24 protein-coding genes are annotated in these 20,095 nt (G+C 65.2%); 14 read left to right on the top strand and 10 right to left on the bottom strand.

Going from position 1 to position 20,095, the window contains the following annotated elements; genetic code table 11:
* Window positions 1-224 precede the first annotated feature (224 nt).
* The 3 genes from flhB to A5892_RS13625 are packed head-to-tail and all read left to right on the top strand — an operon-like array spanning window position 225 to window position 3,872.
* Window positions 225-1,385 (top strand): flagellar biosynthesis protein FlhB, encoded by a 1,161-nt coding sequence (gene flhB, locus A5892_RS13635; RefSeq protein WP_064124510.1) that lies wholly within the window; start codon window positions 225-227, stop codon window positions 1,383-1,385.
* Window positions 1,382-3,457: a flagellar biosynthesis protein FlhA gene (gene flhA / locus A5892_RS13630; RefSeq protein ID WP_064123267.1), complete on the top strand. Its 2,076-nt coding sequence runs from the start codon at window positions 1,382-1,384 to the stop codon at window positions 3,455-3,457. The genes flhB and flhA overlap by 4 nt, the downstream gene beginning before the upstream one ends.
* A complete protein-coding gene (locus A5892_RS13625; RefSeq protein WP_190295610.1) occupies window positions 3,447-3,872 on the top strand; it encodes a flagellar protein FlhE in 426 nt (141 codons plus the stop codon). Before flhA ends, A5892_RS13625 begins: the two co-directional genes overlap by 11 nt.
* Before the next feature lie 75 nt (window positions 3,873-3,947).
* On the opposite strand, the gene A5892_RS13620 is transcribed toward A5892_RS13625, so the two are convergent.
* The 3 genes from A5892_RS13620 to flgA all read right to left on the bottom strand — a co-directional run bounded on the left by A5892_RS13620 (window position 3,948) and on the right by flgA (window position 5,561).
* A complete protein-coding gene (locus A5892_RS13620; protein ID WP_064123265.1) occupies window positions 3,948-4,424 on the bottom strand; it encodes a flagella synthesis protein FlgN in 477 nt (158 codons plus the stop codon).
* 8 nt (window positions 4,425-4,432) lie between these two features.
* On the bottom strand, window positions 4,433-4,705 hold the full coding sequence (flgM, locus tag A5892_RS13615; RefSeq protein WP_064123264.1) for a flagellar biosynthesis anti-sigma factor FlgM: 273 nt from the start codon (window positions 4,703-4,705) through the stop codon (window positions 4,433-4,435).
* Window positions 4,706-4,865: 160 nt separating this feature from the next.
* On the bottom strand, window positions 4,866-5,561 hold the full coding sequence (flgA, locus tag A5892_RS13610) for a flagellar basal body P-ring formation chaperone FlgA (RefSeq protein ID WP_064123263.1): 696 nt from the start codon (window positions 5,559-5,561) through the stop codon (window positions 4,866-4,868).
* 211 nt (window positions 5,562-5,772) lie between these two features.
* On the opposite strand from flgA, the gene flgB reads away from it, so the two are divergent.
* The 11 genes from flgB to A5892_RS13555 all read left to right on the top strand — a co-directional run bounded on the left by flgB (window position 5,773) and on the right by A5892_RS13555 (window position 15,301).
* On the top strand, window positions 5,773-6,180 hold the full coding sequence (flgB, locus tag A5892_RS13605; protein ID WP_064123262.1) for a flagellar basal body rod protein FlgB: 408 nt from the start codon (window positions 5,773-5,775) through the stop codon (window positions 6,178-6,180).
* A 17-nt stretch (window positions 6,181-6,197) separates the two neighbouring features.
* Window positions 6,198-6,605, top strand: coding sequence for a flagellar basal body rod protein FlgC (flgC, locus tag A5892_RS13600; RefSeq protein WP_064123261.1), 408 nt, complete (start codon window positions 6,198-6,200; stop codon window positions 6,603-6,605).
* Window positions 6,606-6,650: 45 nt separating this feature from the next.
* Complete coding sequence (locus tag A5892_RS13595) at window positions 6,651-7,331, top strand: flagellar hook assembly protein FlgD (RefSeq protein WP_064123260.1); 681 nt, start codon at window positions 6,651-6,653, stop codon at window positions 7,329-7,331.
* An 86-nt stretch (window positions 7,332-7,417) separates the two neighbouring features.
* Entirely contained in the window at window positions 7,418-8,617 is a 1,200-nt protein-coding gene (gene flgE / locus A5892_RS13590; protein ID WP_064123259.1) for a flagellar hook protein FlgE, read from the top strand.
* Window positions 8,618-8,641: 24 nt separating this feature from the next.
* Entirely contained in the window at window positions 8,642-9,415 is a 774-nt protein-coding gene (gene flgF / locus A5892_RS13585; RefSeq protein ID WP_064123258.1) for a flagellar basal-body rod protein FlgF, read from the top strand.
* A 32-nt stretch (window positions 9,416-9,447) separates the two neighbouring features.
* Complete coding sequence (flgG, locus tag A5892_RS13580) at window positions 9,448-10,230, top strand: flagellar basal-body rod protein FlgG (protein ID WP_064123257.1); 783 nt, start codon at window positions 9,448-9,450, stop codon at window positions 10,228-10,230.
* A 5-nt stretch (window positions 10,231-10,235) separates the two neighbouring features.
* Window positions 10,236-10,898 (top strand): flagellar basal body L-ring protein FlgH, encoded by a 663-nt coding sequence (locus tag A5892_RS13575; protein WP_082890627.1) that lies wholly within the window; start codon window positions 10,236-10,238, stop codon window positions 10,896-10,898.
* An 8-nt stretch (window positions 10,899-10,906) separates the two neighbouring features.
* Complete coding sequence (locus tag A5892_RS13570) at window positions 10,907-12,040, top strand: flagellar basal body P-ring protein FlgI (protein WP_064123255.1); 1,134 nt, start codon at window positions 10,907-10,909, stop codon at window positions 12,038-12,040.
* Entirely contained in the window at window positions 12,040-13,044 is a 1,005-nt protein-coding gene (gene flgJ / locus A5892_RS13565; protein WP_064123254.1) for a flagellar assembly peptidoglycan hydrolase FlgJ, read from the top strand. The genes A5892_RS13570 and flgJ overlap by 1 nt, the downstream gene beginning before the upstream one ends.
* Before the next feature lie 123 nt (window positions 13,045-13,167).
* A complete protein-coding gene (flgK, locus tag A5892_RS13560; protein WP_064123253.1) occupies window positions 13,168-14,406 on the top strand; it encodes a flagellar hook-associated protein FlgK in 1,239 nt (412 codons plus the stop codon).
* Between the two features lie 10 nt (window positions 14,407-14,416).
* Window positions 14,417-15,301, top strand: coding sequence for a flagellin N-terminal helical domain-containing protein (locus A5892_RS13555; RefSeq protein ID WP_064123252.1), 885 nt, complete (start codon window positions 14,417-14,419; stop codon window positions 15,299-15,301).
* A 267-nt stretch (window positions 15,302-15,568) separates the two neighbouring features.
* Here the strand turns inward: A5892_RS13555 and fliR are convergent, their stop codons facing one another.
* The 7 genes from fliR to A5892_RS13520 are packed head-to-tail and all read right to left on the bottom strand — an operon-like array spanning window position 15,569 to window position 19,823.
* Window positions 15,569-16,357 carry a flagellar biosynthetic protein FliR gene (gene fliR / locus A5892_RS13550; protein ID WP_064123251.1) on the bottom strand — a complete coding sequence of 263 codons (789 nt, stop codon included), beginning with the start codon at window positions 16,355-16,357 and terminating at the stop codon, window positions 15,569-15,571.
* 7 nt (window positions 16,358-16,364) lie between these two features.
* A complete protein-coding gene (fliQ, locus tag A5892_RS13545; protein WP_027350593.1) occupies window positions 16,365-16,634 on the bottom strand; it encodes a flagellar biosynthesis protein FliQ in 270 nt (89 codons plus the stop codon).
* 46 nt (window positions 16,635-16,680) lie between these two features.
* Window positions 16,681-17,433, bottom strand: coding sequence for a flagellar type III secretion system pore protein FliP (fliP, locus tag A5892_RS13540; RefSeq protein ID WP_064124509.1), 753 nt, complete (start codon window positions 17,431-17,433; stop codon window positions 16,681-16,683).
* Window positions 17,426-17,860 (bottom strand): flagellar biosynthetic protein FliO, encoded by a 435-nt coding sequence (gene fliO, locus A5892_RS13535; RefSeq protein WP_082890462.1) that lies wholly within the window; start codon window positions 17,858-17,860, stop codon window positions 17,426-17,428. Before fliO ends, fliP begins: the two co-directional genes overlap by 8 nt.
* On the bottom strand, window positions 17,857-18,279 hold the full coding sequence (gene fliN / locus A5892_RS13530) for a flagellar motor switch protein FliN (RefSeq protein ID WP_064123250.1): 423 nt from the start codon (window positions 18,277-18,279) through the stop codon (window positions 17,857-17,859). Before fliN ends, fliO begins: the two co-directional genes overlap by 4 nt.
* A 2-nt stretch (window positions 18,280-18,281) precedes the next feature.
* Window positions 18,282-19,349, bottom strand: a complete 1,068-nt coding sequence (gene fliM, locus A5892_RS13525; RefSeq protein ID WP_064123249.1) for a flagellar motor switch protein FliM — start codon at window positions 19,347-19,349, stop codon at window positions 18,282-18,284.
* A gap of 3 nt (window positions 19,350-19,352) precedes the next feature.
* Complete coding sequence (locus A5892_RS13520) at window positions 19,353-19,823, bottom strand: flagellar basal body-associated FliL family protein (protein ID WP_064123248.1); 471 nt, start codon at window positions 19,821-19,823, stop codon at window positions 19,353-19,355.
* Window positions 19,824-20,095: the final 272 nt, after the last annotated feature.

The following is a 20,095-nucleotide window of genomic DNA, read 5'->3' as shown; positions in this document are numbered from 1 at the left end:
CACGGCCTCGGCGCCGCCGTCCGATCCCTCGATGCTCGTTGCCCACCCTCGGGGCGAAGGGGTGGGAATTATCCGTTCTCGCTCGGGTGGGTGTGAGGCCCTATCGCTCGAATAGCCCATCGTTGGGTGTTTTGTTCGGCCAATGCGTGCGTTCTCGCTGCTTCTATGATCGCAGGATCGAAAAGAGGCGGCGCGCGCGGCGCTGCGCGAAGCGGCAGCATTCGATGGCGGAAGAGAACGATCAGGAAAAGACCGAACAGGCCACTCCAAGGCGGCTCGACAAGGCGCGCGAGGATGGCCAGATTGCCCGTTCCCGCGAGCTCTCCACTTTCATGGTGCTGGTCACTGGCGTCGCTTCGATGTGGTTTCTCGCCCCGTGGATGTTCGATCGTATGGGGGTGGCGGTCACTGAGGGATTGCGCTTCGACCATGCGTTGGTCTTCGACCCTTCCCTTGCCATGCGGCACGTCGGGGGGCTGCTGATCCAGGCCGGATTGGCGCTGGCGCCGGTCTTGGGGGCGTTGGCGATCGCGGCGCTCATCGCGCCGCTGGCTCTGGGCGGCTGGTTGATGTCGGCCAAGTCGCTCTCTCCCGATCCCAAGCGGCTCAACCCGCTCAAGGGGTTCAAGCGCATCTTCTCCCACCAGGCGCTCGCCGAGCTCGCCAAGGCGGTGGCGAAGACGGTTCTTATCGCCTGTGTCGCTTGGTTGTTCATCGGCTATCAACGCCAGGCGCTGCTCGGGTTGGCGCAGCAGTCGATCGGCTCGGCGATCGCGGATGCGTTGGGGCTGGTCGCGATGTGTTCGGTGCTGATCCTGCTCGCGTTCATCATCGTCGTGCTGATCGACGTTCCGTATCAGCTCTTCAGCCATCATCGCAAGCTGCGCATGAGCCGCGATGAGATACGCCGCGAACATAAGGAAAGCGAGGGCGATCCCCATCTAAAGGCGCGGATTCGCCAGCAGCAGCAGGCGGTCGCGGGGCGGCGGATGATGAGCGAGGTACCCAAGGCCAGCGTGGTGATCACCAACCCCAGCCACTATGCGGTGGCGCTGCGCTACGAAGCGGGCATGGCGGCTCCCCGGCTGGTGGCCAAGGGGGCCGACGAGATCGCGGCCAGGATCCGGGCGGTGGCGGGGGAGCATCGAGTGCCGCTGCTCGAGGCGCCGCCGCTGGCGCGTGCGCTCTATCGTCATTGCGACCTGGAGCGTGAAATTCCCGCTGGGCTCTATGCCGCGGTGGCCGAGGTGCTGGCCTGGGTCCACCGGCTGGCGCTCGCCGCGCGCGAGGGCGAGGCGCCTCCCACGGCCCCCGTCGACCTGCCCATTCCCCCGGCGCTCAGCGTCGACCCCGACCCCTCCATGCCAGGAAGCGCTGACCGATGAAGCCCCTCGCTACCCTATCCAGAGAACGCGGCTTCGCCTCCGGCGCTTCGCTCAAGATTCTCGCCGGCCCGGTGCTGATCATCCTCATCCTGGCGATGATGGTGCTGCCGCTGCCTCCCGTCGCGCTGGATTTGCTGTTCACCTTCAACATCGCGCTGTCGATCATGGTGCTGCTGGTCGCCATGTTCACCACTCGGCCGCTCGATTTCGCCGCCTTCCCGGCGGTACTGCTGTTCACCACCTTGCTCAGGCTGTCGCTCAACGTCGCTTCCACCCGGGTGATCCTGATGCACGGCCATGAGGGTAGCGATGCCGCGGGGCGGGTGATCGAGGCATTCGCCGACTTTCTCGTCGGTGGCAACTTCGCCGTCGGCCTGGTGGTCTTCGTCATCCTGGTGCTGATCAACTTCATGGTCATCACCAAGGGGGCGGGACGTATCGCCGAAGTCGGCGCGCGTTTCATCCTCGATGCGATGCCGGGCAAGCAGATGGCGATCGACGCTGACCTCAATGCCGGCTTGATCGATGAAAAGACCGCTCGCGCTCGGCGCGCGGAGGTCACCCAGGAAGCTGATTTCTTCGGTTCGATGGACGGTGCGAGCAAGTTCGTTCGCGGCGATGCGATCGCCGGCATCCTGATCATGGTGGTCAACATCGTCGGTGGGCTGATCGTCGGCGTTGGCCAGCACGGCATGTCGGTCTCCGACGCAGCCCACGCCTACACGCTTTTGACCATCGGCGACGGTCTGGTCGCCCAGATCCCCGCGCTGGTGATCTCCACCGCCGCCGGGGTGACGGTATCCCGTGTGCGTACCGAGCAGGACGTCGGCAGCCAGCTGATCGGGCAACTGTTCACCAATCCGCGGGTGCTGCTGCTCTCCGCCGGCGTGCTCGGGCTGCTGGGCATGGTGCCGGGCATGCCCAACCTGGTGTTCCTTTTCTTCACCGCGATGCTAGGTGGTCTCGGCTGGTACCTGATGCGCCGCCCCGAGGCGCCTGAGCAGGCAGAGCCCGTGGCGCGGCCTGAAGACGACCAGACGCTCGATGCCAGCTGGGAGGACGTCGCGCTGATCGATCCCTTGGGTCTCGAGGTAGGCTATAGATTGATTCCGCTGGTCGATCGGAGCCAGGGCGGTGAACTCCTCGGGCGGATCAAGGGTGTGCGTAAGAAGTTCGCCCAGGACTTGGGCTTTCTTCCCCCGGTCGTCCATATTCGCGACGACCTTGGCCTCGCGCCGCAGGGCTATCGGATCACGCTGAACGGGGTCGAGATCGGCACGGGCGAGGCCTGGCCTGGCAGCTTCCTGGCCATCGATCCCGGCGGTGTCAGCGGTTCGCTCGAAGGGCGGCCGACGCGAGAGCCGGCCTTCGGCCTCGAGGCGGTGTGGATCTCCGCCGAGCTGCGCGATCGCGCGCAGGTGCTTGGCTACACCGTGGTGGATGCCAGCACGGTGATCGCCACCCATCTCAACCATCTGCTCGGTCGACATGCCAGCGAACTGCTGGGTCGTCAGGAGACCCAGCAGCTGCTCGACAGGGTGGGAGAGTCGGCGAAACCGCTGGTCGATGAAGTGGTACCGCAGCCGCTCGGCGTCGGCGTGATCAACCGGGTCCTCCAACTGCTGCTCGCCGAGGAGGTGCCGATCCGCGACATGCGCACCATCCTTGCGACCCTGGCCGAGCATGCATCCACTACCACCGATCCGTTCGAACTCAACGCCCTGGTGCGAATCGCACTGGGCCGCGCCATTACCCAGCAGTGGTTCGGCGCTTCCAGCACTCTCGAGGTCATAGGTCTCGAGTTCGGGCTCGAGAAACTGCTGGGGCAGGCACTCAACAACGGAGGTGGCCTCGAGCCGGGGCTTGCCGATGTGTTGCTCGCGCAGGCCCAGGCGGCGATCGACCATCAAGAGGGACGCGGGTTGGCGCCGGTGATGGTGGTGGCGCACCCGCTTCGGCCGCTGCTATCGCGTTTCCTGCGGCGACGTCTCGAGCGGCTGGTGGTGATGTCCCAGGCAGAGATTCCCGATGACCGCACGCTCAAGGTCGAGGTATTCGTTGGTGGCCAGTAGGGGCGGCGGGTGGCTGGGCGCCATCTTCCTGGCGACGGTGTCGATGGCGCTGTCTCCGGGCTCGTTCGCGGCGGGCGCGAGCTGGTCGACCCAGCTCGCAGCTCCCATGCTCGGAGCACCTGGCGCCACCGCGCGCAGCCCGGTATTGGGCGAAGGGGCGAAGGGGCGCGTCACTCGCATGCGCTGGCGGGTGGACTACGGGGAAGTTCCAGTGCTCGCCAGGCTGTGCCAGCGAAGCCGCTGCGTCACGCTACCCTCGTCGAGCGGCGCCAGCGTCGCTTTCGCCGGCCTGCCGGCCGGCGCGGGTTTTTACTTCGAGCTGCAGAGGCAGGCCGCAAAGGCGGGAGGGAGGAGGGCGAGCATGGCGGCGAGCGGTGAGCTGTCGCTGACGGTGGAGTATCACCCCGATTCCTAGCTGCGCAGCCCGCGCCTATCTTCGGCGAGCCCGGGAGCGCGAAGGCGCCTCGAGCCAAGCGCGGGCCGGCCGGGATTATCTATTCGGCTCCCCGCTATTCGGCGGCGGCATCGTCGAGCGGCGGCCGTGGGCATCGTAGAGCGATTCGCCGTGCTGGCGTTGCGCCCAGGCCAGGCGGTGGGCGTTGAAGTCGGATAGCTCCTCGACCAGCCCCGCGAGCTGGGCGTTAAGGCGGCGCGCGCGTTCGAGTTCGGCGAGCAGGCGCCGCCACTGGGGCTCGAGGCCGAAGAGTGCCACGCAGGCGTCGGTATCGGTGCGATCACCGTGCGGATAGCCCTGGCTGCGTAGCAGCGCCCGTCGTGCCTGCTCGTTTCGTTCGAGCTTGGCCAGTTGGTGCACCTTGGCTTCTCGTAGTCGTTCGAAGTGCTCGAGCGGGGTGGCCGAGAGGGAGGGAAGTCCGGCGCGCTCCTCCTCCAGCAGTGCATTGAGCGCCCGCAGGTCCGTCTCCTGCGCAGTGAGCAGCGCCGAGAGCGCGTCGATGTCGTTGTCCATCTCAGCGGTCACTCTTGAACGAAGCTGCGCACGTCGGTGATCAGGCCGTCGGCGATGCGATCGGTATCGATCTCGAACTGCCCCTCGCTGATCAGCTGGCGTAGCTCGTTGACCCGCTGGACGTCGACGTCCTGGGTTGTGTCCTGCACCGTGCCCGCATGGTGCAGGGCGGTGACGCCTTCGGCGCGCTCGGCATCCGAGGCTGACGTGGGCGGGCGATGCACACCGATCTCGGTGGGTGCCGTCGAAGGCCGCAGCCCTTGACGCGGGTCGATTTTCACGCGCTTTACTCCTGAGAATGCTGTCTTGGAATGGGCGTGCCGGTACATGCTGCCCGTCGCCTCGTCCCCATAACACGAACAGCTTCATCGGCCATTGGGGAGTTAACTTTAGCTTCGCCTGACAGTATCGCGGACGAAAGAGCGTTCCCGGCGCCACCCGTCATCGCGACAGCGTGGCGCTGTTGGCACCGCTTGCGGTGACACCCACTACGCTGCCCGAGGCCAAGCGAACACGCAAGCGCTGCTCGAGCGCCGCGTCCTCGAGGGCGACGCCCTCGGTGAGGATGGTGAAGCCGTTTCCCTCGGCGCGCACCTCGACCCGGTCATTGCGCTGGATCACGCTGGGCGCGCGGGTCATGCCCTCCAACAAGGCGGTACCACGATTGATCCGGCGTACCGTCTGCTGGCCGATCAGCTGGGCGGGGTCGGTGACCAGCCGGCCCGGCAGCTGGCTGAGATCCCCTTCGCGCCGCTCCAGATCACTCAGGCTCAGCAGAGCTCCGGCGTCGATGTCGCGGTCGGCCACCCAGTAGGGGGCGAAGCGTCGCAGCATTGCCCGCAGGTAGCGGGTGGTGGTCGCGCCGCTAGGCGACACGCAGCGTACGCCGACGGTGAGCTGGCCGATGAGATTGGGGTTGCCGGGAATGAAAGCCTCCGGCTCGAGGCACTCGGGCAGCGTCGCCTGCGGGGCGCGGAGCTCGATCTCGACGCGCCCAGGCACTGCTGCCAGCCGCTGCTCCAGCAGGGTTCGCGCCGCGGCCAACTCGGCGCGAGTCTGCGCCGCCTGTGCGATGGCGGGACAAAGCATTAGCGCGGCGCAAAGAAGAAGAGGAGTGATGAAGCGCGGTGGCGACATGGCTGGCTCTTGGAACTGGGCTCGGGGGGCTGCGCACTTCGAGTAGCATTCTAAGCGCTCGATCGTTTCCCCAAACGAGGAAATAGCCGCGAAACGAACGGCTTTTCCGTCGACCGCCGATGCGAGCGGCGCTCTATCCTGCTCCTATGTCGCCATGGGCGCTGCGACACCTGCGCGCCCTGCGTTTCGAATCCGCTGGGGAGAACACCACGTGATCGATCGGCTCAATGAATCCTTCTCTTTCCTGCAGGGCGCGCTCGACTTGCGCAGTCGTCGCCAGGAAGTGCTGTCGGCGAACATCGCCAATGCCGATACCCCTCACTACAAGGCACGGGACTTCGACTTCAAGCAGGCGCTGGACAGCGCGATGAGCCAGGCGGGAGCGCGGAGCCTTTCGCTCCAACTCACCTCGTCCGCGCACATTCCGGCCTCTTCCAGCGTCGGTGCCGAGCTGGATCTCGCCTATCGGATCCCGGCCCAGCCCAGTCTCGACGGCAACACCGTCGATATGGATCTCGAACGGCTCAATTTCGCCGATAACAGCCAGCACATAGAGTCCACCCTCGGGCTGCTCAACAGCAAGATCAGAGGCCTCAACACCGTCATGCAGGCGGAGTGACCGCCAGGAGCTTTCCGATGTCGTTTTCTTCGATCTTCTCCATCGCCGGATCCGCCTTGACCGCCCAGTCTCAGCGGATGAACGCGATCGCCAGCAATCTGGCCAACGCCGATAGCGTCGCTGGTCCCGATGGCCGGCCCTATCGTGCTCGTCAGGTGGTGTTCGAGCTCGACGCGGCTCCCGGCGCGGCGGTCGGTGGCGTGCGGGTGGCACGGGTGATCGAGGACCAGAGCCCTCTGCGCCGTGAGTTCGACCCCTCCAGCCCGCTCGCCGACGAGGAGGGCTACATCGAGATGCCCAACGTCGACCCGAGCGACGAGATGGTCAACATGATCTCCGCTTCGCGCTCCTACCAGGCCAATCTCGAGGTGCTCAATACCCAAAGAAGCCTGGTCAGCATGACTCTGTCGCTCGGCCAGGGATGAGCGGCAATGCGAACCCTTTCACTTCGTCTCAGGAGCGCTGCTTGAATGGTCATCGGTGACGCCACCCTCGCCAACATCAACGCCAGTGCGGGCAGTAGCCAGACCGGCACCGACTCTGCGGCGGAGCTCTCTACGCAGTTTCTCACCCTGCTGATCGCACAGATGCAGAACCAGGACCCGCTGAATCCCACCAGCAATGCCGATCTCACCTCGCAGCTGGCGCAGATCAACACCGTCAGCGGGATCCAGGAACTCAATCAAACGCTCAGCTCGGTGACCAGTCAGATCGACGCCAGCCAGCGGCTGCAGGCCAGCTCGCTGATCGGCCGTGGAGTGTTGGTCGAGGGCGACAGGATCGTGGTCGGCGAGGCGGACGGCGAAGCGGTCACCACGCCGTTCGGGTTCAGCCTCGACAGCGCCGCGAGCGATGTTCGGGTCTCGATTCTCGATGCCGCCGGCCAGGAGGTGCAGGCCTACGACCTGGGTGCCCAGCCGACCGGCGTGCATTCGCTCAGCTGGGATGGCAGCACCGCGAGCGGCGGCGTGGCCGAGGCTGGCAGCTATCGGGTGGTGATCAGCGCGTCGAGCGATGGGCAGGCGGTGACCGTCACCGCGCTCAACTATGCCTACGTCAGCGGTGTGATCACCGCCGGTAGTGGTGCATCGAGGCTCGATCTCGGCACTGCGGGCGACGCCGCGCTCGACGAGATCTACCAGATTCTCTGATTGATTTGCTTCGCCCGGGAGGCTCGTCCGAAAGAGGGCGTCCCGGTGTCTCAATTTCCTCAACCCGCCAGGGAGGCGGTCCGCACATGGCATTTTCACAAGGCGTCAGTGGCCTCAAGTCCGCATCCGTCAGCCTCGATGTGATCGGCAACAACATCGCCAACTCGCAGACGGTGGGTTTCAAATCCTCGCGCGCAGAGTTCGCCGACATGTACGCCGGAGCGATGGCGGGCATGGGCACGCGCGTCGCCGGCGTCACCCAGAGCTTCGGCTCGGGTGCGATCGAGCAGACCGACCGTACCCTGGATCTGGCGATCAACGGCAATGGCTTCTTCCGCCTCGAACAGGGCAATGAAGTCGTCTATTCGCGCAACGGCCAGTTCAACGTCGACAACCAGGGCTATCTGGTCAATGCCACCGGCGGGCGGTTGACTGGCTACGCTGGCGATAGCGCCGGCGGCGACCCGATCGCGCTGCAGGTCGACAACGCCTCGAGCGCGGCCCAGGCGACCACCACCGCGGGCGCGGTCTACAACCTCGATGCCAGCACGGCTGCCGGCAGCAGCAGTACCAGCAGCATGACGGTCTACGATTCGCTGGGCAACGCCCATGCCGTACAGCTGACCTTCACCAAACTGGCCGAAGACGCTGATGCCGTCCCCGCCGTGCCTGCCAACGCCTGGCAGCTCAGCGCCTCGCTCAATGGCGAGCAGATCCAGCTGGGTGAGAGCGCAGACGGCGAGGCCTTGTTTGCTCAGCAAATGACCTTCGACGGCGCGGGTGCCCTGACCAGCGAAATGCCGCTCTCCCTGAACATCGGTGCTCCCGGCACCGGCGCCAACGACATGACGGTCGCCCTCGATCTCACCGGGACCACCCAGTACGCCCGTGACTTCGCCAATACCTCCATCGAGCAGGACGGCTACGCCGCGGGAGACTTGATCGGGGTCAGTGTCAGTGAAGACGGCCTGCTGATCGGGCGCTATTCGAACAACCAGACCGAGACCCTCGGTCGTATCGCACTGGCTGATTTCCGCAACCCCCAGGGGCTGGAATCGACCGGCGACAACGCATGGCGCGAAACCGTCGAGTCGGGGCAGGCTCTGGTCGGTGCCGTGGGCAGTGGCCAGCTCGGCAGCCTCCTGGCCGGCGCCCTGGAGAGTTCCAATGTCGATCTGTCGGAGCAGCTGGTGTCGATGATCATCGCGCAGCGCAACTATCAGGCCAACTCGCAGACGATCCAAACCCAGGACCAGATCATGCAGACCCTGATCAGCATGCGCTGATCCCGCGGTTAACGGAGCTCTTCGATGGACCGGATGATCTACACCGCGCTTTCGGGCGCCAAGCAGTCCCTCGCCCAGCAGTCGGTGGCCAGCAACAACATGGCCAACGTATCGACCACCGGTTTTCGTGCCCAGCTGTCGGCGTTTCGCGCCTTGCCGGTGCGCGATGAAGCCGGGGAGGGCGTGTCGACCCGAGTGGCGACGGTGATGACCACACCGGGCATGAAGCTCGAGGCAGGCGAACTCAGGACCACTGGGCGCGGCCTCGATATTGCCATCGATGGCGCCGGCTGGCTGGCGGTGGGGCGCGAGGATGGCAGCGAGGCCTACACCCGCGACGGCGGCTTGCAGCTCGACGATTTCGGCATGCTGGTCACGGGCAGTGGGCGCCCGGTTCATGGCGAGGACGGCAATCCGCTGGTCATCCCTCCTGGTTCAAGGGTCGAGATCGCAGCCGACGGCACCGTCTCCGCGCTTGGGCTGGGTGATCCGCCCGCGACCATCGCCGAAGTCGGCAGGATCAAGCTGGTCGACCCTGACCCCGCCAGTCTCGCACGCGGTGAGGATGGGCTCTTCGCTCTGGCCGCCAACGCCCAGGGAGAGCCCCAGGCGGCACCGCTTTCAGAAACGGTACGGCTGGTCAGCGGCGCGCTCGAGGCGAGCAACGTCTCCGCGGTCGACGCGATGATGGCGATGATCACCAATGCTCGCCGCTTCGAGCTGAACATGAAGGCGATCTCCACCGCTGATGACAATGCCAACCGTGCCAACGCCCTGCTCGGGCCCAGCAATGGCTGAGCCGGGCAGGCTCTCGACCGAGGATTGATTCGATGATTCGCTCCCTGTGGATCGCAAAGACCGGGCTCGAGGCCCAGCAGACCCAGCTCGACGTGACCGCCAACAACCTGGCCAACGTCGGCACCAACGGTTTCAAGCGCTCGCGCGCGGTGTTCCAGGATCTGCTCTACCAGAACATGCGCCAGCCCGGCGCGCTCTCCTCCAACCAGACCAACCTGCCATCGGGGTTGCAGCTCGGAACCGGGGTGCGCACCGTCGCCACCGAGCGCATCCATACCCAGGGCAACCTCGAGGAGACCGGTAACTCGAAGGACCTGGCGATCAACGGCCAGGGCTTCTTCGCCGTGCAGATGCCCGACGGTACGCTTGGCTACACCCGCGACGGCTCGTTTCAGGTCGACCAGAACGGGCAGATGGTGACCGCCAGCGGCTATCCGCTCCAGCCCGCGATCGTGATCCCACCCAACGCGCTGTCGGTCAGCGTGGCGAGGGACGGCGCGGTCACGGTGACCCAGCCGGGAACCACCGCCAACGTCCAGGTCGGCCAGCTGCAGCTGTCGATGTTCGTCAACCCGACCGGATTGCAGAGCATCGGCGACAACCTCTATCTCGAGACCGAAGCCTCGGGCGCGGCCAACGACAGCGAGCCGGGGCTCAACGGCGCGGGCGTGCTCTACCAGAGCTACGTCGAGACCTCGAACGTCAACGTGGTCGAGGAGATGGTCGCGATGATCGAGACCCAGCGCGCCTATGAGATCAACTCCAGAGCGGTGAGCACGTCTGATCAGATGCTCGCGAGGCTGACCCAGCTGTGAGGATGATGCATCGGCGACTGGCGATCGCGCTGCTGGCGCTCGCGCTCGGGGCCTGTGCCTACGTGCCGCGACAGAACGTGGTCCAAGGCCCGACCAGCTCGCCACCGCAGCCGGCGCCGATGCCGATCGCCAATGGCTCGATCTACCAGGCCAACTACACCCGGCCGCTGTTCGAGGACCGCCGCCCGCGTGGGGTCGGCGACATTCTCACCATCGTGCTGAACGAAAACGTCAGCGCGACCAGGAACTCGGCGGCCAATGCCAATCGCACCGGCTCAGTGGGGCTCGAGCTCACCGCCGTGCCGCGGCTCACCGGCGGGCTGCTCAACGGGCAGGATACCGACATCACCGGGACCAACACCTTCTCCGGCGGCGGCGGGGCGAGCGCTAACAACGTGTTCACCGGCACGATCACCACCACGGTGCTCGAACTGCTGCCCAACGGCAACTTCAGGGTCAGTGGCGAAAAGCAGATAGGGATCAACCAGGGCACCGAGTACATCCGCTTCTCCGGGGTGATCAACCCGCGCTTCATCACCTCAGCCAACACCGTGCAGTCGAGCCAGGTCGCCGATGCGCGCCTGGAGTACTACGGCGATGGCTACATCGACGAAGCGCAGCGCATGGGTTGGCTGCAGCGCTTTTTCCTCAATATCTCACCGTTCTGAGCAGACCCATGCCACAGCCCGTACGATTCGTTCGCTCGTTTTTCCCTTTCGTGCTGGCGCTGTCCGCAGTACTTGCGAGCGCGCTTCCCGGCAGCGCGGCGGCCGAGCGGATCGGCGACATCGCCACCATCCAAGGGGTGCGCGACAACGCCATCATCGGTTATGGGCTGGTGGTCGGTCTCGACAACACCGGTGACCAGACCACCCAGACACCGTTCACCGCCCAGACCCTCAACAACATGATGTCCGAGCTCGGCATCACCGTGCCGTCCGGGGTCAACATGCAGTTGCGCAACGTCGCCGCGGCGATGGTCACCGCCCAGCTGCCGGCGTTCGCGAGCCCCGGCCAGCAGATCGACGTCACCGTCTCATCGGTGGGCACCGCGCGCAGCCTGCGCGGCGGCACGCTGCTGATGACCCCGCTCAAGGGCGCGGACGGCCAGGTCTATGCGCTGGCCCAGGGCAATCTGGTGATCGGCGGCGCCGGCGCCCAGGCCGCGGGCTCGAGCATCACCGTCAACCAGCTCTCGGCCGGACGTATCCCGAACGGTGCCACGATCGAACGAGGGGTGCCGCTGGATCTCGGCAGCGACGGGCTGCTCGGGCTCGACCTCAAACGTGCCGACTTCACTACCGCCACCACCGCGATGAATGCGATCAACGGCTATTTCGGTCGCAACGTGGCCTCGGCGATCGATGGGCGCACGCTGATGCTGCAGGCCCCGACCGACCCTTCCGCGCGGGTCGCCTTCATCTCGCAGGTGCAGAACATCCGGATGGAATCCGCGGCACCGTCGCCCAAAGTGACGATCAACGCTCGCACCGGCTCGGTGGTGATGAACTCCGACGTCAGGCTGCGCCGCGCCGCGGTGGCGCACGGCAGCCTCTCGATCGTGATCGATGCGCAGCCCATCGTCAGCCAGCCCAATCCGTTCGGCGGCGGCCAGACCGCGGTGGTGCCGAATGCCAACATCACCATGCAGCAGCAGGGCGGTGCGCTGCAGATGCTCAATGCGAGCCCCGACCTGCTCGATGTGGTCAACGCGCTGAACCTGCTCGGTGCCACACCTGGTGACCTGATCTCGATTCTCGAGGCGCTCAAGGCCTCGGGGTCGCTGCAAGCCGAGCTGGAGGTGATCTGATGAGCCTGGATTCGACCACGGGCTTCGCCCTCGACGTCAACGGCTTGAGCAGGATTCGCCGCGCCGAGAGCGCGGAGCAGGGCGCCGGCCTGCGTCCGGTGGCGCAGCAGTTCGAGGCGCTGTTTCTCAACATGATGCTGAAGAGCATGCGCGAGGCGATTCCCAAGGGCGATCTGGTCCAGAGTCCCGCATTGGATACGCTTGGTTCCATGCGCGATCAGCAGTTCGCCCAGGCGCTGGCGGGAAAGGGCATTGGGCTTGCCGATCTGCTGGTCGAGCAGCTCTCCGCCCGTCGCGGCGAAGCAGTCGCTACCCGCGACGACCAGGCCGCGCTGGGCGAGAGCGGTGTGCCTTGGCGGATTCCTCCCGAGCTCGCCAGCACCAGGCAGGGCGCGCAGATGCAAGCGACCGACGCCGGCATCCAGGACCGGCTCGATCGATTGCTCGGCGAGGTGGCGCCCCACGTCCAGGCGTTTCTCGACCGCCTTGCGGGTCCGGCGCTGCGCGTGGCCGAGAGTAGCGGTATTCCGGCGCGGCTGATTCTTGCCCAGGCCGCACTCGAAACCGGCTGGGGGCGGTCGGTGGCCGACAACGGAAACGGCGAGAGCAGCCATAACCTGTTTGGGATCAAAGCCACGGGTGGCTGGCAGGGCGACAGTACGCTGGCGACTACCCACGAATTCGAAGGCGGCGCCATGGTGAAGCGCGAAGAGCGTTTTCGCAGCTACGCCTCGATCGAGCAGTCGCTCGAGGATTACGCGCGGCTTCTAACCGAGAGCCCGCGCTATGCCGGGATCAAAGGAGCCAGCAGCGAAGAGGGCGCCCGCCAGTTGCAGGCCGGCGGCTATGCCACCGATCCGGACTACGCCGACAAGCTGATCAGTATCCTCCGTCAGCTGCCGGCTTCGCTCGAGCACGGCTGGGCGAGCGGCAGCGCGACCGGCCGAGCGACACCGCTCGATGCACTGGGCGATCTCGCGCGCAACCCTACGGCGCTGTTCTGACCTGGTCCGATCTCCAAGGCCAATGCGGGATTGGATGCTCAAGCTTCTCCTCGCGTGGCCGATAGCTTGAACAGGCAATCATTCCCGCGGTGCACCGCCGCGACCGACGAAGACCCGGATACGATGAGCAACCTCTACTCCATTGGCAGCAGCGGGCTGCGTGCAGCGCAGGCCCAGCTGAACGCGTCGAGCAACAACATCGCCAATGTCGATGCCCCTGGCTACAGCCGCCAGAACGCCCTGCTCTCCAGCGGTTTCGGGGGCGGTTCGGGAGTATCGATCAGCGGTATCGGGCGTGACTATTCGCGGGCGATCGGCGAGCAGTTGAACGCGGCGCTGTCGCGCCAGGCCTCGCTGCAGGCTCAGAGCAGCTCGCTCGCTACGCTTGAGTCGCTCTATGGCAGCGGCGGGCTCGATCAGAGCCTCAACGACTTCTTCTCCGCGAGCGCCTCGCTCGCCGACGCGCCGAGTTCGAGCTCCTCGCGCCAGGCGCTGATCGGCGACGCCGAGGCGCTGGTCAGTCGTTTCAACGCCTATGCCAGCCAGCTCGACGAGATTTCCACCACTGTCGATAAGCAGCTCGCGTCCACCCAGGGGCAGATTGAGGATGGTGCGGCGCGGCTTGCCGAACTCAACAAGCAGATCGTCCGCGTTCGTGCCCAGACCGGCAGCGAACCCAACGAACTGCTCGACCAGCGTGATCAGCTGGTCAGCGACCTCAGCGAGCTTGCAGAGGTGCGGGTGTTCGAGCAGGACGGCCTCTACAATCTCTCGCTCGCCGATGGCACCGCGCTGGTGCTCGGCGAGCGTACGGTCGCGGTTCCTGAAGATGCATGGCAGCGGGTCCAGGGAGGTACCCTGGGCGGGTTGAACGAGTTCAACCAGGGCGCTTTGGCTGAAGCGCGCAGCGGATTGGATGGGCTGATGAGGGACTTCGCCGACAGCGTCGAGGAAGCCTATTCGGCGCCGCTTTTTGGCTATCAGGCCCCGCAGCAGGAAGGTGACGTCGGGCGGCTGACGCTCGAGGTCACCGATGCCGACGATCTGATCACCGGAGAGGGCGGTGTGCTCGATGGCAGCCGGATGCGCGCGATCGCCGATCTGCAGGATAGCGAGCGTTTCGGTGATCAGTATGCCGCCATGGTCTCCAGGGTCGGCACCTCGGCGGCCAACGTGGAGGCACGCCTCTCGACCCAGCAGAGCCTGACCAGTGAGCTGAGCGGTGCGATGCAGTCGATCAGCGGCGTGGACCTCAACGAGGAGGCGGTGCGGCTGGCCCAGTACCAGCGCTTCTACCAGGCCAATGCGCAGGTGATTCAGACCGCCACCAACCTGCTCGATACGATTCTCGCGATTCGTTAGGAGATATGACATGCGAGTCAGCACCGCCGGGATGTTCCAGCGCAACATCGAGCTGCTCCAAAGCCAGCAGTCCCGCGATAACGCCGCGCTGGAGCGTCTTGCCACCAACCAACGGATCAACCGTCCGTCCGACGATCCGCAGGGCGCCGCGCGAGTGATCGAACTGACCCAGGCGCAGGTGCGCAGCGAGCAGTACGCCTCTAGCCGCACGGCTGCTACCAGTGCCCTGATGCTGCAGGAGAGCGCGCTCGCCGATCTCACCGATACGCTCCATTCCGCCCGCTCGCTGCTGGTCCAGGCCGGTAGCGGCACGCTCGACAGCGCGACGGTGGCAGGGCTTGGCGAGCAGCTCTCCGTGCTGGTGGATCGGATCGAGGACACGCTGCGTACCCGCGACGCAGATGGTAATTATCTCTTTTCCGGCCAGCAGGGCACGGCGGACCCATTGGGCGACGGCGCCAACGCCGAGCCGCGCAGCTATCGCATCGACGATGGCCTGACCATCGATGGTCCGGTCAATCGCGATCAGCTGATGTCCCCGGCGGGCGAGGACGGACCCGACCTGGTCGAGTGGCTGCGCGAGGTCGCCGATGGTCTCCTGGCCGGCGATGTCGATGTCATCTCGGATACCGCCCTGGCTGATTTGGATGCGGGACTCGACAACGTGCTAGGTATCCGCGCACTGGGCGGCAGCCGCCTCAACCAGCTCGAACGGCTCGACGAACTCAGCAGCGACCGCGACGTTTCCCGGCAGGACGAGATCAGCGGGCTACGCGACGTCGACTACGCCCAGGCGCTCTCCGAGGCGGCCATGACCAGTCTCGCGCTCGAGGTCGCGATGAGGAGCATCGCCCAGAGTCAGCAGCTGTCGATGTTCGATCTGCTCAACGGCTGAGTGGAGCCACGGGCCCGGCGCTAGCTTCGGGTCCCTCGACTGGCGTTCCCATTCGTTGCGTCGAACCGATGTGTTGGCGTGTAGGAACGCCGCTCGGGACGAACGGGCTTATCTGTACGTTCGTGCCCCTCGATGCGCTTCGCTTACTCGGGATACTCGGATAGCCGGCGAGGACCCTTCGACTCGCGGTACTCGCTCAGGGCGCTCGGAAATATCTCGAGTCGAACCACGGTTTCGTCTCTGACGCCGGGTTCCTCTGGGCAAGTCTCAACCGCCGGCGAATCCCGCGGCGATGCTCTGCATGGTGCGCAGTGCGTCGCTGAACAGGCGAGAGAAGTATCCGCCGAGCTCGGGGAGCATCACCATCAGTAGCAGCAATCCCGCCAGTAGCGTGATCGGAAAACCCACCGAAAAGACCGAGAACTGGGGCGATGCGCGGTTGAGGATGCCCATTGCCAGGTTGATGATCAAAAGCGCTGCCACCAGGGGCAGCGAGAGCAATAGCCCGGTAGCGAAGATGGTGGTGCCGAAGCTCGCTAGTCGCCAGCTGCCCTCGGCGGCCAATCCTCCTGGGCCGATGGGTACCAGTTGGAAGCTGTCGACCAGGACCTGGATCATCATCAGGTGGATGTCGAAGGCGAGCAGCAGCAGCATGGCGAACAGATGCAGCAGCCGCGACAGCACGGTGGTGGTGCCGCCGGCGTCTGGGGAGAAGAACGAGGCGTAGGAAAGTCCCATCTGCAGGCCAATGTACTCACCCGCGGCCTGGACCGCGGCCAGGGCGAGGCGCATGGTAAGCCCCATTGCGATGCCGATGACCAGCTCGCGGGCGATCAGCCACAGCCCTGGCCAGGATACCGGCGGTATTGCCGGCGGCGGCGGGAGCATCGGGGCGAGCAGCAGTGCGATCAGTCCTGCCAGCACCACCTTGGTGCGCGCCGGTACCTGGTTTTCACCGAACACCGGTGCTACGGAAAGCAGCCCGAGGATGCGCACGAATGGCCAGAAGTAGAGCGCCAGCCAGCCATAGAGCTGCGCGGAGGTGACCTCTACCACGGGCCGCTCAGCTGACCAGCAGCGGGATACGCTGGAACAGCTCGCGGGTATAGTCCGCCAGCAGGCCGAGTATCCAGGGACCGGCGAGGATCATCGTCCCGATCACCGCCAGGATCTTGGGAATGAACGACAGGGTCATCTCATTGATCTGCGTCGCGGCCTGAAACAGGCTGACCAGGAGGCCGACGGAGAGCGCCGCGAGCAGCATCGGCGCGGCTACCAGCAGGGTCATTTTCATGCTCTGGAATCCCAGGCTCATCACCATTTCCGGGGTCATTGGCGATTCTCCTCCAGGCGCCCGCGGGGGTTGCTCACTGGTGCGCTCATATGTAGAAGCTCTGGGCCAGCGAGCCGATCAGCAGGCCCCAGCCGTCGACCAGCACGAACAGCATCAGCTTGAAAGGAAGCGAGATGGTCACTGGCGGCACCATCATCATCCCCAGCGCCATCAGCACGCTCGCCACCACCAGGTCGATGATCAAAAATGGAATGAAGATCATGAAGCCGATCTGGAATGCGCTTTTCAGCTCGCTGGTGAGAAAGGCGGGCATCAGCAGTCGCAGCGGCACGCTTTCTGGACTTTCCAGTTCCGGCGCGTTGCTGATCCGCGCGAACATTGCCAGATCGGTTTCGCGGGTCTGGTGGAGCATGAAGGTCTTGAGCGGCTCCACGCCTTCCTCGATCGCCTGCTGGAAGGTGATCTCTTCGCTGGCCAGCGGCAGGTAGGCGCGATCGTAGATCTGCTCGAAGACCGGTGACATGACGAAGAAGGTCAGAAACAACGCCAGTCCGATCAGCACCTGGTTGGGAGGCGTGGTCGGTGTGCCGAGTGCGGTACGCAGCAGGCCCAGCACGATCACGATCCGGGTGAAGGCGGTCATCATCAGCAGCGCCGCTGGCAGAAAGGTCAGCGAAGTGAGCAGTACCAGCGTCTGGATCGGCAGCGACCAGCTTTGTCCGCCATCGGCGGTGGGCTGGCTGACTATCCCTGGCAGGGCCTGGGCGGCGGCGATATCCGGCAGCACGACGAATAGCGCAGTGGCGAACACCCCGATCGCGCGATGACGATCAACCATCCTGCCCACCCTTGTGGCCACGAGCATGGGCAAGCACTCGAGCGAAGCTGCCCGGTGTGGAGGGAGCGTCTTGCGGGTCGCGCCTGGCCGGAAGGCTGTGGAGCTTTTCCACCCGGCCGGCACCGACCCCCAGTACCAGCCAGGTGTCATCGACCTCGACCAGCACCACCCGCTCGCGCTGGCCGACCGGCTGGCTGGCGACCACCTTGAGCGCGCCGCCGCCGCGGGGCCGCTGCGGCGAGAAGCGCTTCAGCGCCGCGCATACGATGAGGATCAGCGCGATCACCACCACGAGTGCGAGAGCGGTCTTGCCCGCGCCTACCAGCGGGTCGGCGACACCGGCACCGATCTGCCCATAGTCGGCGGCGGGCTGTTCGACATGGGCGGCGCCATTGTCGTTCGCCGCGATGGAAATGGTCTCGCTCATCCGCGGCGTTTCAACCGCTGCAGCCGTTCAGAGGGAGTGACGATGTCGGTGATACGGATACCGTAGCGCTCCTCGATCACCACCACTTCGCCTTGTGCGACCAGATAACCGTTGATCATGATATCCATCGGCTCGCCGGCGAGGCCTTCGAGCTCGACCACCGAGCCCTTGGCGAGATCGAGCAGCTCCCGGATCGTCAGTCGCGTGCGGCCAAGCTCGACCGACAGGGTCACTGGGATGTCCATCACCATGCTCAGATCGCGTGGATCGCCTTCGGCGGTACTCTCCTGCAGCGGTTTGAAAACCTCCTCACTCGGCGGGGAGGCGTCATCCGTCGGCTCAGCCTGCTGCTCGGCCATCGCCTCGCCCCAGATATCATCGAGTTCTTCCTGCTCTGAGGTCTTCTTCTCATCACTCATGGTCAAGCTTCCTTATCAGTCGTCGTCCGGTCCTGTTTCGCATCGCCGTCGCGCGCGGCCTGGCTGCGCGCGAGGCGATCCAGCGTCGGTGCCGGATGGTCGATCAAGCGGGTGACGCGCAGCGCCTTGCGGTCGTTCAAGCGACCGAATTCGCACTCCATCACGGCCACGCCATCGATGTTGGCGGTCAAGGTCTGGGGCAGGTCGATAGGTAGTATCTGGCCGCATTCGAGGCTTGCGACTTCGCTGAGTGAGAGTTCGAGCTTGGTGAACTCGGCGACCAGATCCACGCTCGAGTTCTCGACCTCGCGGCTGAGGCGCTCGATACGTACACGCTCCTGCTCGGGTGCTCCGCGCTGCATCGGTCCGCTGAGCAGTTCCCGGATCGGTTCGATCATCGAATAGGGCATGCAGATGTGGAAATCGCTGCCGAAAGCGCCGACTTCGAGGCGGAAGGTGGTATGTACCACCAGCTCGCTCGGCATATTGACGATGCTGGCGAACTTGGCCTGGGTCTCTGAGCGCTGGTGGAGCGGCGCGACCACGTAGATCTCTTCCCACGCTTCGCCATAGCACTGCAGCGCGATGCCCAGTAGCCGGCTGATGATCCTTTGTTCGGTGCGGGTGAAATCGCGGCCCTCGGTCTTCAGCGCAAAGCGACCGTCGCCGCCGAACAGGCTATCGACCACCAGCAGCACGAACTCGGGTGGAAAGACCACCAGCGCCTGGCCGTGCAGAGGAGACAGGCTGATCACGTTGAGGTTCGCCGGCACCGGCAGGTTGCGGGCGAAGTCGACGTGCTTCTCGAGCCGCTGGGACATCACGGTGATGTCGGATCCGCGCCTGATCAGATCGAACAGAGAGTTGCGAAAGCGGCGAGCGAAACGCTCGTTGATCAGCTCGAGCCCTGGCAGCCGGCTGATTCTGATACTGCGCTTCGCCGATGCGGGGTCGAAGGGCAGGATTCGCTTGCCGTTGTGGAACTGCTCTTTCGGACGTTCGTCGCCGTCGTCGTCACCGGCGTTGAGCAGCGCATCGATCTCTTCCTGGGAAAGCTGGTCGTTGGCCATGGATCACTGCACGATGAAATCGGTGAACAGTACCTGGCGTACTGGAAACCCGTTGACACCATCGAAGGGCTGGGAGAACAGCGCGCGCAGTTCCTCGGCGAGCCGACGCTTGTCGTTAGCGGTTTCGAGCCGATCCGCGGGCTGCTCGGCAAGCAGCAGCAGGATGCGGTTGCGGATCTCTGGCATGTAGTTGGCCAGATGCTGGGCGCTGGACGGGTCTTCGAGCTCGAGGCTGAGACCGAGATGGAGCATCCTGCCGCTGTCGTCGTTGAAATTGACCGTGAACGGCTGAAGCGCATAGAAGGTCGGCGGCTGAGCGGGGGCCGCGCTGGGCGCTTCGTTGGGTGCCTGGGATGAGAGGAAGAACCAACCGGCTGCACCGGCTCCGAGCAGTGCAAGCATCAGCACCAAGCCGATGACCAGCCATTTTTTGCTGGAGTTGGGTGCCGGCTTGGCGGCTGTGGGATCGGACATGAAACGTTTCTCAGGCGGTCCGGACAGGCCGGAAGAGGATCGAAGTAGCAGGCATACACCGCAACCATGGTAGAACCTGCTGCCGGGAGCGATGGCCCGAACAGAGGGCGATGGCGGGTTCAACTCGTGGCTTTGCGGTGGTGATTCGAGACGGGATGTCTCCGAGCGCCCTGAGCGAGTACCGCGAGTCGAAGGGTCCTCGCCGGCTATCCGAGCATCCCGAGTAAGCGAAGCGCATCGAGGGGCACGAACGGTTTACACCTACCCGTTCG

The sequence above is a fragment of the Halotalea alkalilenta genome (genome assembly GCF_001648175.1).
GTDB classification, from domain to species: Bacteria; Pseudomonadota; Gammaproteobacteria; order Pseudomonadales; family Halomonadaceae; genus Halotalea; species Halotalea alkalilenta_A.
This window is presented reverse-complemented; position numbering and strand designations above follow the sequence as displayed.